Origin of the sequence: Nonomuraea sp. NPDC050733 (assembly GCF_040654215.1) — a bacterium.
In the GTDB taxonomy this organism is placed as follows: Bacteria; Actinomycetota; Actinomycetes; order Streptosporangiales; family Streptosporangiaceae; genus Nonomuraea.
The window spans coordinates 67,710-79,896 of sequence record NZ_JBFAHO010000010.1 but is presented as its reverse complement, the minus strand read 5'-3'; the positions used below and the strand labels follow the sequence as shown (position 1 = coordinate 79,896).

General features: G+C 68.4%; 10 protein-coding genes. 7 read left to right on the top strand and 3 right to left on the bottom strand.

Annotation, left to right across the window (positions count from 1 at the left end; genetic code table 11):
• Nucleotides 1–57: 57 nt before the first annotated feature.
• A complete protein-coding gene (locus AB0H64_RS19085; RefSeq protein WP_357625900.1) occupies nt 58–957 on the top strand; it encodes a hypothetical protein in 900 nt (299 codons plus the stop codon).
• Nucleotides 958–1,035: 78 nt separating this feature from the next.
• On the opposite strand, the gene AB0H64_RS19080 is transcribed toward AB0H64_RS19085, so the two are convergent.
• Nucleotides 1,036–2,226, bottom strand: coding sequence for a hypothetical protein (locus tag AB0H64_RS19080; protein WP_357625898.1), 1,191 nt, complete (start codon nt 2,224–2,226; stop codon nt 1,036–1,038).
• A 197-nt stretch (nt 2,227–2,423) separates the two neighbouring features.
• On the bottom strand, nt 2,424–3,113 hold the full coding sequence (locus tag AB0H64_RS19075) for an FCD domain-containing protein (protein ID WP_357625896.1): 690 nt from the start codon (nt 3,111–3,113) through the stop codon (nt 2,424–2,426).
• Nucleotides 3,114–3,295: 182 nt separating this feature from the next.
• Between AB0H64_RS19075 and AB0H64_RS19070 the strand changes: the two genes are divergently transcribed.
• Entirely contained in the window at nt 3,296–4,231 is a 936-nt protein-coding gene (locus AB0H64_RS19070; protein WP_357625894.1) for a dihydrodipicolinate synthase family protein, read from the top strand.
• Between the two features lie 90 nt (nt 4,232–4,321).
• Here AB0H64_RS19070 and AB0H64_RS19065 read toward each other — a convergent pair whose 3' ends face one another.
• The gene (locus AB0H64_RS19065) at nt 4,322–6,232 is read right to left on the bottom strand and encodes a sialidase family protein (RefSeq protein ID WP_357625892.1); all 1,911 of its coding nucleotides are present in this window, start codon (nt 6,230–6,232) and stop codon (nt 4,322–4,324) included.
• 333 nt (nt 6,233–6,565) lie between these two features.
• Here AB0H64_RS19065 and AB0H64_RS19060 point away from each other — a divergent pair, with 333 nt between their 5' ends.
• The 5 genes from AB0H64_RS19060 to AB0H64_RS19040 all read left to right on the top strand — a co-directional run bounded on the left by AB0H64_RS19060 (nt 6,566) and on the right by AB0H64_RS19040 (nt 12,107).
• The gene (locus AB0H64_RS19060) at nt 6,566–6,823 is read left to right on the top strand and encodes a hypothetical protein (protein WP_357625889.1); all 258 of its coding nucleotides are present in this window, start codon (nt 6,566–6,568) and stop codon (nt 6,821–6,823) included.
• A 23-nt stretch (nt 6,824–6,846) separates the two neighbouring features.
• The gene (locus tag AB0H64_RS19055; RefSeq protein ID WP_357625887.1) at nt 6,847–7,320 is read left to right on the top strand and encodes a hypothetical protein; all 474 of its coding nucleotides are present in this window, start codon (nt 6,847–6,849) and stop codon (nt 7,318–7,320) included.
• A 141-nt stretch (nt 7,321–7,461) separates the two neighbouring features.
• On the top strand, nt 7,462–7,998 hold the full coding sequence (locus AB0H64_RS19050) for a hypothetical protein (RefSeq protein WP_357625884.1): 537 nt from the start codon (nt 7,462–7,464) through the stop codon (nt 7,996–7,998).
• A 2,382-nt stretch (nt 7,999–10,380) separates the two neighbouring features.
• Nucleotides 10,381–11,286: a DNA-processing protein DprA gene (locus tag AB0H64_RS19045; protein ID WP_357625882.1), complete on the top strand. Its 906-nt coding sequence runs from the start codon at nt 10,381–10,383 to the stop codon at nt 11,284–11,286.
• Between the two features lie 2 nt (nt 11,287–11,288).
• Nucleotides 11,289–12,107, top strand: coding sequence for a hypothetical protein (locus AB0H64_RS19040; RefSeq protein WP_357625879.1), 819 nt, complete (start codon nt 11,289–11,291; stop codon nt 12,105–12,107).
• Nucleotides 12,108–12,187 lie beyond the last annotated feature (80 nt).

Below are 12,187 nucleotides of genomic sequence, written 5' to 3'. Positions count from 1 at the left end.
CTCCGTGCCACGAAGATCGTCTTGGAGTAGTCGCTGGTGCGCGGAACGCTGTTGATCGTGGCCCTTGTCCTGAGCCTGTGCGGCTGCGGGGTGATCCCCGGGCTGGTTCCCCGGCCCGCCGGCCCCCCCACGCCGGCCCCGGTCGCGTCACCGCCATCCGGTGCCACGCCCTCCGCGAGCGCCGCTCCCACTCCCTCAGCGGCGAGGGCGGCGCTGACCGTCCCGCAGGCCAGGCAGGCCATGCGGGAGTGGGTGGCCACGTACAACGCGACGCTCCGGAAGCGGAAGTGGTGGCGGCAGAACGCCCCGCTCGACGCGCTGTTCGTCGAGGCGGCGCTGCACGAGGGCGTGCTCGAACGCAACCACGAGACCTTCGGCTGGAAGCCGGAGCACAAGCCGATCAACCTGATCGGCGCCCCGACGCTCTACCTGCCCAGGCCGGAGCGGCAGCCGCCGATCGGTGACTGGTTCGTCGCGCAGGCGACCTACAAGGACACCAAGGGTCATGCCCGCCCGCACGTGCTCGCGTTCTTCCGCGCCCCCGGGCAGCCCTTCAGGCTGGCCGTCGCGACCCCGATCCACTGGGGCCGGCGGATGCCCGCGCCGCTGCTCGACGCCGACGGCTACGTCACCGACATGGACGACGCCGTGGCGCGCGCCGTGGCCAAGGAGTACCAGAACTTCTGGAACAACAAGAAGAAGGAGGGCGCCTCCGGCTACCGCCTGGCCAGGGACAGCTACAGCCGCAAGGCGTTCCCCGCGGTCAACAAGGGGATGTACGTGGCGTTCGCGGGCCACGGCTCGGTCTTCGGCTTCCGTACGGCGGACGGCGGTTCGTTCTTCCTGTTCGCCATGGTCAACGACCCCAAGAGCATCAACCAGGTGCTGAGCGAGGCCTTGCTGGTGCCCAAGGGCAGCAGGACCATCCAGGAGCTCGGCGCCAACTGGTTCTCGTAGCGGCGCCGTCGGCCCCGCCGGCGGTCGACGCCGACGGGGAGTGCGAAGGACGTTCGCTCGCCTCACATGGGAAGGGACTCAGCCCGTGTAGTCGGTGGCATGGGCCGCGCCGCTCGGCCAGAGATACTTGCCGTTGTCGGCTGTCGAATAGGCGGTGTTGTCGTCTCCCGTACGGGCCTGGATGAGGTTGCGGCGCCAGGTGGAGCCGCGCGTGGAGCCGCCCCAGATGTTGCCGTACAGGAAGCCGTACAACTGCTCGAGCTCTGTCGAGAAGACGTTGTCGGTGACGGTGATGTTGGTGGCGTTGTTCTTGACGCCTATGGAGACCGCGTAACCCCAGCCGGAGACGTAGTTGTTCGTGAACGAGATGTGGTCGTACACGCCGTCGCCCTGCAGGGCCAGGGCGTTGGTGTTCCCCACGGAGGCCAGGGTGTTGTGGTCGACGATCATGGGGCCGCCGTTGCCCTCGCTCTGCGGGCCTATGCCGTCGTGGTGGTAGACGTCATGCGAGGTGTCGGCCATGTCGTGGATGTAATTGTTCGTCCAGGTCGACGGGCGGCCCGGGAAGCCCGTCACCATGATCATGCCCGCGTTGCCCCAGATGTCGTTGTGGTCCATGACGGCCACGGCTTCCTTCATCGTCGTGGCCAGCTGCCAGGACTTGTCGAAGGGCGTTCCGGGCTTGGTGTGGGACGACGAGACGGTGCCGTCGTTGCCGGGAGGCATCGCGTAGGAGCTCGGCTTGAACGTCGAGTAGAGAAACTTGATGTTGTTGTCCGAGTAGATCTGGACGAGATTGTCGTTGGGATTGGTGCCCTCGAACAAGCAGCCGACGAAGGTGAGATTGTCGCCGTAGATCAGGACCTTCAGGCTCAGGAACCGCTTGTACGAGATGACGCTGTTGTCGGGGAACCTGAGCGTCAGCGGCTTGTCGGCGCTCATGCCCGACGTGTAGTCGGTGAGCTTCCCCGGGTACGCGCCCAGGCCCAGCCCTCCGGCATTGGCCGGCGTGTTGGCATAGCCGGTGTTCGAGAAGTCCGGCCAATAGCCGGAGCCGTCGTTGGGCCGGGCGTCGATGGCGCTGACGACCTCCGCCGACCCGCTGGTGCGGAAGTCCGCGCCGGTGACGACGCTCGTGGAGAGGGCGGCGGCCAGGACCGCGAGGGCGACGGCGGCGGCGAAGGAACTCCGGGCGAGCGCACGGACGAGCGGTAAGCGGCGCCGGTCGTCCGTTCCCGGGCGAGGAAATCGTTTGATGTCGTCCTCCATTGATCCGGCAGCAGGAAGACCCCTGGTGGAAGGGTCGTCGACCAAGATCGACGATCTCCGCCGGAGGCTGTGTGCTGTTCTACCGTGCCGCACTGCCGTTGTCATCCCGATCCGTGAGCTGCCTGGCCGGCGCGCTCCTTCGCCGCGACCATGCACCTCCCGGAGCAGAACGGAGCGAATGCCGCCGGGCGGCCTGGTCAGGTCGGCGCGGACACCGGCCGGGCCGCCGCCCGCGCGATGCGCGCCTTGACGTCGCGGAAGTGCAGCCGCATCGCTTCCCGGGCGGCCTCGGCGTCCCGGGCGCGAAGCGCCGCCACGATCCGGCGGTGGTTGCCGACGATCTCCGCCGTCCGCTCCTCCGGCGGGCCGAGCGTCGGCTCGACCTCGTGGTAGACGTCCCAGAACAGGCCGATCAGCTGCAGCACCAGCTCGTTGCCGCACGACTCGTACAGCAGCGCGTGGAAGGCCCGATCGGCTTCCCGATCCCGGTCCATGCCATTGACCAGGGCGGCCAACGCGGCGAGCCGGGTGGCGCTGGTGCTCTGGGCCACCTGGCCGATCAGCCCCGTCTCGAGCAGCTCGCGAACCTCGACCAGATCGTGCAGCGCGCGGATCCCGCCGCCCGGCCCCGAACGCACCTGGAAGGCGAGCGACGGGGTCAGCACGTCGAGCGAGGCGTGCCCGACGAACGTCCCATGACCGTGCCGGATCTCCACGATGCCCAGGGCCCGCAGGGCCCGCACGGCCTCGCGGACGCTGTTGCGGCTCGCCCCGAGCAGATCCATCAACTGCACTTCGGTCGGCATCGGCGACCCGGGGGCCAGTCCGCGCTCGTGGATCAGGGCGACGATGCGCTCCTGAAGCGACGCGCCGTCACGCGTACGCATGCTGCCCCCAGACTCGTCGAAAGACCTTGCGTCGAACATCCCACCTCTCGGTGCCGTAAGGCCAGGCGAGGCGGAAAAGTCTACGCCGACGCCACGGACGGGCCACTGGACGGACATGGCTTGGTCACTTCCCGGTCAAGACATAGGATGTCCTACGTGTATCGATCGACTGGCGGGGCGCCATGGAGGAACTGACGCCGGGGACGCTCGGCGGCACCTGGGGCACGGTCCTGCTGCCCCTCCGGGACGACGAGTCGATCGACTGGGCACGCCTTGAGGCGGAGCTGGACGTGCTCGTCGCCGTGAGGCTCGACGGCCTGTACGCGCACGGTACCGCGGGCGAGTTCCACGCGCTGGGCGAGGACGAGTACGACCGCGTCAACGCGCTGCTGGCCGAGCGGTGCGAACGGCACCGGCTGCCGTTCCAGATCGGTGCCGGACACATGAGCGCGCAGACCGGCCTGGCCCGGGTGGCCCGCGCACGGGAGCTCCGGCCCGGCGCGATCCAGGTGACGCTGCCGGACTGGTTGCCGCTGTCGCGCGGCGAGGTGGTCCGCTTCCTGGCCCGCGTCGCGGCCGCCGCCGACCCGGTGCCGCTCGTGCTGTACAACCCGCCGCACGCCAAGACGCAGGTGCCGGCCGACCTGTATCCGGTGATCCGCCGCGAGGTTCCGGCGGTCATCGGGATCAAGGTGGCCGGCGGTGACGCGGGGTGGTACGCGGAGATGGGGCGCCACGCGGCCGGCCTCGCCGTCTTCGTCCCCGGCCACGACCTGGCGACCGGCCGGCGGCACGGCGCCGCCGGCTCCTACTCGAACATCGCCGCCCTCAGCCCGGCCGGCGCCATGGCCTGGCAGCGGATGATGGCCGCGCGACCCGACGCCGCGCTCGATGTCGAGCGACGCATCCACGAGTTCTTCGCCGCGCACGTCCAGCCGCTCCAGCGCGGCGGGTACGCCAATCCCGCGCTGGACAAGTTCCTGGCCCACCTCGGCGGCTGGGCCGACCTCGGCACCCGGGTCCGGTGGCCGTACGACTCGGTCGACGCCTCGCTCGCCGTCCGGCTCAGGCCACTGGTCCGGGCGCGACTGCCCGAGCTCTTCCCCGCGGAGACGTAGGAGGTCCGGGCGCGTGGATACCGTCAAGGCGTTGGCGATGACGCCCACCGGGGGCCGCGCGAGCGTCATCGCCAAGCGGTGCGTGTCGCCTCAGCCGACGCGATCGAACGGCAGCCGCAGCCCGAGCTGACCGCCGATCGGCAGGTTCGACCGTTGGATCAGGTCCAGCTCCACGCCGGTGAGGGCGCGCCGGTAGACGCGCACCTCGTCCAGCGTCCCGCGGAAGCGGTCCACACCGTCCAGCCGCTGTCCGACGTGGATTCCCTCAAGCCCGAACTCCTTGCCGAGGGTCAGCGAACCGGCCGGCGCCGCCGCCGACGAGACCTGCACGCCGTCCACCAGGAGCCGGAGCTCGCCGCGTACCCGCTGGAGCGCCACGAAGTGCCACTGCCCGTCGTTGTACGCGCTCGGCGACTGCACGGTCACGTTGAACCGGTCGACGGAGAGCACCGCCCGGATGCGGTTGCTGGCCGGTTCGGCCCGCAGCCACAGCGCCGGCGGGTTGGTGCCCCGGTTCACCCGGTGGAACCAGAGGATCGTGTGCGCGCCGGTCTGCTCCGAGTACCGGATCCAGGAGGTCAGCGTGAAGTCCTTCGCGCCGAGGTCCACGGAGTCGTCGAACGGCACCTCCACCCGGTCGTCCACCCGGTCCAGGGCCAGCCCGTTGCCGAACCGCCCGTCGGTGGTCTGCGCACCGCCGCGGACGTACGCCTTGTTGCGGTACGGCGACTTGTCCGGCGTCGTCGGGCCGGGCGCCGGAGGTCCGGGGATGCCGGGCGGGGTGCCGTTCGGCGTCTCCAGGTACGCCTCGTTGAACCGCGCGAACCGGATCTGCTCGTACGGCGTGACGGTGCCGGCCTCATACATCAGGGCCGCCTCGTCGCCGTCCAGACGCACCATGTCCGAGTACGCCGACGGCCCCCAGTGGAAGACCTTGCCCTCGTCCCAGGTCTCGAAGCTGCGCCCCTCGTCGTAGGACGACCGGATCCCCATCGCTTCCCGGGCGTTCGGGTGCATCGGCGAGGAGAAGAGGATGCGCTTCTCGCCGAAGCGCAGCAGCGACGCCTGGATGTCGGTCGTCGCCAGCGCCGGCGTGGTGCGGAACGGGGCGTCCCACGTCTCGCCGCTGTCGCTGCTGGTCGCGTACGCCCGGCTGCCCTCGTCGGTCCCGCGCTCGCGGGCGGAGGCGTAGATCCGCCCGTCGGCGAGCTCGATGACGGTGACCTCCTGGGCGATGACCGTGCCGTCGTCGCGGGACGTCTCGGCGCCGATGTTCCAGGTCAGCCCGCTGTCGTCGCTGTAGAGCAGGTGCGTACCGTAGACGTGCTTGCCGACCCGGTCCCAGCTCTCGAAGCTCGCCCCGACGACCAGCCGGCCGGCGTGCGGGCCGCGCTTGAGCTGGATGCCGTGCATCGGGCCGGTGGCGTACCAGAAGTTCCACTCCGGACGCTTGCCCTCGGTCATCTCCCTGGCGGCCGACCAGGTGGCCCCGTGGTCGTCGCTGAACTGCACCCAGGGGTCGCGGTCGCAGCCGTTCGGGCACGGCTCCGCACCGTTGTGGGTGCTCACCAGCACGACCCGCCCGGTACGCTCGTCGACGATCGGCACCGGGTTGCCGTGGGTCGTGCCGTCGCCCTCCGAGACCACCTGCAGTGGTCCCCAGGTCCGCCCGCCGTCGGCGGAACGGCGCAGCACGAGGTCGATGTCCTCGTCGTCGCCGCAGTCCTTCACCCGTCCCTCGGCGAACGCCAGGAGCATGCCGTTCGTGGCCCGCACCACGGCGGGGATCCGGAAGCAGCCGTATCCGAAGTCGCCCTGCTTGTAGAGCACCTGCTCGTCCACGAACGGTGCGGCGTCGCCGGTCGCGGCGGTCTCCGCCGGCGCCGCGGTCGCCGGCACGCCCAACGCGCTGACGAGTAAGCCGGCGAGCACCATCACGGCGCCCGCCCGGCGGCGCCAGGAGCTCCCGGTACGGCGCCCCGGGAGATAACTGTCGTGCATGTCCTCGCCCTTCCTGGAAGGAGAAAGTCATGAGAGGACGTCCTACGTCCCACGTCGGATGTTAAACAGGGAGTGAACCTGGAATGTCGCTGGAGGACGGATATGTTGCGGACTTGTTACGGCGTGTCTGGTTCTGGAACTGGCGCAGGGCCGAACACCGCGGCATGGCGTGTACGGCGGCCGGTCGCGTCGGTTCTCAGCACCGCGCCTCGATCCCTGACGGCGGGATGGTGTGTGATCAAGAGGTGACGATCGAGATGGGCAGGCCGGGAGCCGACGGGCTCCGTGACGCGCGGTCGGCGCGCTGGGCCCGTTACCAGGCGCTCCCTCGCGATGATCCTCGGCGGCGAGGCGCCGGCCCCGGCCGTGATCGAGGTCCTGACCGGTTCCCCGTACGGGATGCAACTGATCGGCGGACGGCTTCCGCTGTTCGACCCGTTCGGCTGGGACCCCGAGATCGGGCTGGATGCCGCATCGGCCTGCTCGGCTGGGAGTGCGAGTCCTGGACGGGGAACGGCCGCGGCGGCGCTCGACCGGCTGCGCCGCGCCTGTCAACAAATCCTCAACCCATCCTCAACAACCCGCCTTTAACCTCAACCAGAGACACGAGCCAGGTGAAGGGGGTCGGCGAAATGACGCGCACCGTCGGGAGGACCGCGGCAATGCTCAGCGGGGCCGGCCTGTCACTCGTCCTGCTGGCCTCCGGCGCGCACGCCACCGCTACGGTTCCGGTGCATCGCGTCAAGGCGAGTTGCACGACGAGTGATGGCCACAAGGCGGACTTCGAGCTGAAGTACAGGACGTCGGGCGGGTATCACCGCGTCTCCGACATCATCTACCGATGGAGCTCCGAGGCGCCGATCCGCCTGAAGACCGCCCACCTGCGCCTGATGGTCGAACGACGCGGCAATGACAGGAAGATCTTCGGGGAGACACTCCACGAGAGGCATGCCTCCTACGACGTCTCCTACGACATCATCGTCGACCTCAAGGTCCCGGCCAAGAGGAAGCTCTATCTTGTCGTGGACTCCACGTTCGTGAAGAAGGGCAAGACCATGCGCTGCGCGGGGCACACCGCAGGCGTTTGACGCCTCCCCGACGTGAAGCGGGCTGAGGCACAGCCGGCTGGCCGCGGTGAGAGTCCCGCCGGCCGGACGCGCCTCGGTCACCACCAGAGGTTGGAAGCCGTTCCGATGGGAGACATGATGATCAGGCGTCTGGCGCCGGCTGTGGCCGCGTTCGTGGTGTTGTCAGCCCTTGGTGCGTGTTCCGCGCCGGCTGAGGGCCCGTCAGTCAAGGACCCGTTGCTCAAGGACCCGGCGCGATGGCCGCTGGCCAAGCTGGACGCGCTCACCGTGCGTACCGGTCACCGCGAACTGCCTGAGCAGGCGGAGCGGACGCTTGCAGAGATCAAGGTCGGCTCCGTCGACCTGACCGCCTGGATCAATTCCTCGGGCGTGTGCGGTCTGACTGGCCCTGGCTGGAGCATGTCCGTCGACCTGACCATGTCCGAGGGGGACCCCGAGCGGGAAGACGGGTTCTCCGGACCGGAGGAACGGGAGGTGGGCAGTTCCAGCGAGGGCAAGGTCGGCCTGTTCTGCACCCCCACCAGGATGCTGATCAGGGTCAAAGGGGAGACCTCGAAGCCCTCCGTCCGCGGTCACGCGGTCGCGCAGATCTTCAAGGGCGGGCTCAACGCCGTCGTCGGCACGCGGCAGGCTCAACGGGAGTCACTGCCGGGCGCCACCGTGACCCCTGGCCGATAACGATGCCGGAACCGCAGTCCCAGCGCGTCGCCGTCCGATCACGAGGCGAGCAGGTACGCGTGATTGCCTCGATCGCGACGGCTCTGCCGAGCCAGCCAGGCTTCTGCGAGGTGATCACCCCTGGGGCGCCGATGGGCTGACCGAGAACGGGACCACCGTGCGGGTCGAAGGAAGCCCTCTGGCAACGGGCTCGACTAGGTCTTCCGCGACGATGGGGCCGTGTCCAGCAAACCCGCAGGCCGGCGAGGTGTCGACAGTCAGTGTCCTCCGCTCGGCGTACTCGAACCGGGACACTCGACTGCGAGGAGGACGAGACCGCCGGACTGAAGCGCACGGTATCGGCCTTGTCGTGATCGCTTGCCTACAGGAATGCAAGTCGGCGGCTAGAGCGCCCTCAGTGCCTCTGCTAGATCGTCTCCGTAGGAAGACCAACAGCAGACGGCCTCCGAACCATCAATCTGTCCCATGAGGTACTCACCATCTTGGGCGTCACGCGCCAGACACAACCCGCCGGCCTGAATGATCAACGAGACTGGGACTCTCTCTCGGCCATCCAGATCGTCTAGAAACACCGGGGTGTCGAGAGACAACAACTCAGCCGAGTCGGCCCCGGCCACCTCGGCGACACGCGCCAAGGTCCACCCATCCGGAAGCTGCCCAACGTCGTGTCTCATCCGGAGATGGTAGTCCGCGATGACGGGAAGCTGCAGACCTCGGTCAATCCGCGCGCTGTCAGCTTGGGAACTGCATCGATCATTGAAAGATCCCGTGCGCCCAGTTCGGATCGTTCCATGCACGTCAAATAATGTGCTCGGTCCATCCTGAACGGCTGTGGATCGCCTCGTATTGCAGCCCGAACTGCAACCCCCCGGAAGCTCACCGATCGCTTCTATACCGGGATCGCTCGATCGTGCTCAACGACGGAATGTCGAGCTCATTCCGGGTCATGGGGTGAAGATCGTCAAGCACACCCGGGTGAACTGGGCGGGCAGTTGGTCTGCCCTCAAGCCGGTGCGCGGCGTCGTGGGTTCGGCAAGGGCAAGAAGTGGACATCCAGCCACCGCCCGCGGATGAGACGGTTTCGTCGGAGGAGTTGGATGACTGACTCGAACGTCACGCCCGCCACTTGGTCGCTCCCGCGCGACGCGCACGCCTCGCCGACCTGACCATCCCTGAACCGGACGTTGCATGCGATCATCTGGGCCATGTCATTGATCAGAAAGGGCCATGCCGCGTAGGCCCCCTTCTCAGGTCCGTACGCGAGGATCGGCGTGTGGGACCCACAGAGCTGTGATCCATCATGTTCCCGGACTCGGCCGCCGTCCCATGGCCGCGGTGATCGCCCTCGAACACACTCGCATGTGGCCAGGCGCGGTGGCGGCGGCCCTGGTGGCATGGCAGGAGGCGGCACTGGTTGGGACGGCTGACCGCGTCTTCTTCAGGTGCCATTGCGAGGCGTGCACCGGTGATGCGCCTCGCCGGCGGCTTCAGCAGGCTCTCATCGGCTTACCGCCGTGGGCCAGACCGTATCTGTACGCCTTGGTCCTGCCCGTCGACTCGTATTACCTCCGGCGAACCTCGCCGATGCCGTTCACCTCGCCCGACTCCGATTGGGCATGGTGGCAACGGCGTCTCCGGCGTGAGGGTCGGAGCGCGCAGGGTCGAACGTGAAAGCGCGCTGTCCAAGGCCGAGCCGGGCGATCAAGTGCCCTCCTCGGTAGTGGCCGAGGCATTCGACCAGGCGTGCGGTGAAGATCCGGCCACCTGGCGATCGAGCCGGCTCACGGCCGACGCCTCCACCGCCCGCGCAGGAGCCCCCGGTCTTGGAAGGGACGGGACTGACCGCGCCCTCAGGTGAGCCCGTCCCCTCGGACGGTTGTCCGGGAGCCGCCGACGGCCGTAACGCTCCTCGGCGTCATCGCCCTGCTAGCCGTCTGCCTGCCTGTCATCACGCTCGGTTACTTCGGTTGGTGCTACGCCTCCCCGTGGGGCGTGTGCCGACGCTGCGCCCGGGCGGCAAGAACCGCACCTGCCACGCCTGCGAGGGCACCGGCATGCGCCCCGCCTCGGCTGGCAGCTCTACGTCTACTTCCGCCGCCTGCACCGCGACGGCACCCGGTAAAGCTGCGGTCGACAGCGTCCAGTCGGTGAAGGATGCGGCATGAACCACACCATCGGCGGGCGCGAAACCAGTGGCATGCTGAAAGGCCAGGCGCTCGCCGATGGGCTCGTGGCCGCGATGAATCCAACTCGGTAAACCGGCCCTGCCGTGGTGCCAGCCTCGGCACGATAGCCCTCAAGGCAACCACGCATCCTGTCGCCGCTTTTGTCGGCGTCAGCGCGTACGTTCACACCGAAGCCACGTTCGAAATGGTGATGACCATGACCATGACCACGATCGACGAGCAAGCTGCCGTCCTTGCCCTCACCAAAGCCACTCACAGCCAGCCCTGGTTCTACACCGCACGCGCCATCCTCGACACCGGTAGCGCCCTGGATCTGCTCGACGGCCGCTGCACGAGTCGAGACGCTGATGACCGGGCACACGCCGCCGACATCGCGGCTCAGGTTCAGTCCGGCGACCTGACATGGGCGCGCGACCTCGTCACGGCCATGCGCGATGACGGCGTCCAGCTCGTCACCGTGCTGGACGACACCTACCCCGGCAACCTGATGTGGGCCTACGACCGGCAGCCCTTCCTGTGGATCCGCGGCGACATCCGCCCCGGCGACCACCGGTCCGTCGCCGTGATCGGCGAGGACGACCCCGGCCATGGGGCGGCTGCGGCCCGCGCCCTAGCTCGGGCCGGCATCACCGTCATCGCCCCCCTGCGTACGGCCCTGGACACGGCGGTCCACCAGGCCGCGCTCGACGCCGGTGGCCGCACCCTGGCCGTCCTGGCAGGCGGCATCGCCGAACCGACCGTCATCGACGAGTACGCCAGTGTGGCCGACCAGATAGCCGACTGCGGCGCGCTTGTGTCCGCGTTCTGGCCCAACGCCGCGGTGACCGACCGGACCATCGCGCTTACCCGCATCGTGACCTGCGGACTAGCAGACTGCCTCTACATCGTCGACGGAGCCGACGGCGGGACATCGGCCGACCATGTCGAGCAGGCACTCCAGACCGGCAAGTATGTCCTGGCGTCCCAGCAGCTTCACCAGGAACAGCCGTGGGTTGCGCGGGCAGGATCGCGGGGAGGCATGACTGCCGTCCAGGACATTGACGAACTCGCCAAGCAGGCGGTCAATCTCTTAGATATGACCCCTCGAACGAGCACCTACTGATCATGGGAGATGCCGAGGCGTTCACCCGCGAGTTCCTGCCGCTGTTTCGCCCGGTTCCACCCATCCGGCCAGGGGTGTGCCGAATCTGCCACTCCGGTCCGAACAACACCAGAGACACCGGCGGGCCTTGGGTCACCTGCGCGAGCTGCAAGCGCACCACGCAGCATCTGTACGGCCACACACAGCACGTGGTGCCGATCTCCTTGACGGCCACGAACGAGCAACTGTACGACGTTCTGGTCCGCGAGAATGACCTCCGCGGTGCCGGGGGGCGGCGCAAGCGGGCAGACTTCCTGGCCGCGTCGGTGAGCCACTTCTACCACCAGCACGCCCGCTGCCTGCAAGGGCTGGCGGGTGGCTCGTTCACCCTGGTGGCCACCATCCCGAGCAACAACCTCGACGTACCCACCAAAGCCTTCCACCTCATGTGGCAAGTCGTGGAGAAGGTAGGCGCCCTGGCAAAGCTGTGGCAGCCACTCCTAATGGAGGCAGACACCACGTTCGCCCCGGTACTGGCCGACCGCCGCTCCCACCGCAACGCCTTCCGGATCCCCCGGCCCGACAGAGTAGACAAGGCACGCGTCTTACTGGTGGATGACCTGTTCGTGTCCGGCGCTCACGTGCAAAGCGCCGCATCCGCGCTGATCGAGGCCGGAGCGGCGGCAGTGGTGGCGCTCGTGATCGCGCGGCTGATCAACCCGGCGGCCACGGACCCCTACAGCGCCGGCATCTGGAAGCAAGCCCGCGAACAGCCCTTCAGCTTCGACCGCTGCTGCATCTGCGACCAGCAAGATCGCACCAAGCACACAAGCAACCGGTAACCGTCACCCCACGGCAACACACGACAGAGCCTCGGCGCTGACAGCGCCGAACGGGTCGGACGACGAGGGTGATGAACAGG

What these genes read in the sequence shown, in the direction of transcription:
- AB0H64_RS19080 (WP_357625898.1), bottom strand. Translation starts at nt 2,226, where the DNA reads ATGGAGGACGACATCAAACGATTTCCTCGCCCGGGAACGGACGACCGG.
- AB0H64_RS19075 (WP_357625896.1), bottom strand. Translation starts at nt 3,113, where the DNA reads ATGCGTACGCGTGACGGCGCGTCGCTTCAGGAGCGCATCGTCGCCCTG.
- AB0H64_RS19070 (WP_357625894.1), top strand. Translation starts at nt 3,296, where the DNA reads ATGGAGGAACTGACGCCGGGGACGCTCGGCGGCACCTGGGGCACGGTC.
- AB0H64_RS19065 (WP_357625892.1), bottom strand. Translation starts at nt 6,232, where the DNA reads ATGCACGACAGTTATCTCCCGGGGCGCCGTACCGGGAGCTCCTGGCGC.
- AB0H64_RS19060 (WP_357625889.1), top strand. Translation starts at nt 6,566, where the DNA reads ATGATCCTCGGCGGCGAGGCGCCGGCCCCGGCCGTGATCGAGGTCCTG.
- AB0H64_RS19045 (WP_357625882.1), top strand. Translation starts at nt 10,381, where the DNA reads ATGACCATGACCACGATCGACGAGCAAGCTGCCGTCCTTGCCCTCACC.
- AB0H64_RS19040 (WP_357625879.1), top strand. Translation starts at nt 11,289, where the DNA reads ATGGGAGATGCCGAGGCGTTCACCCGCGAGTTCCTGCCGCTGTTTCGC.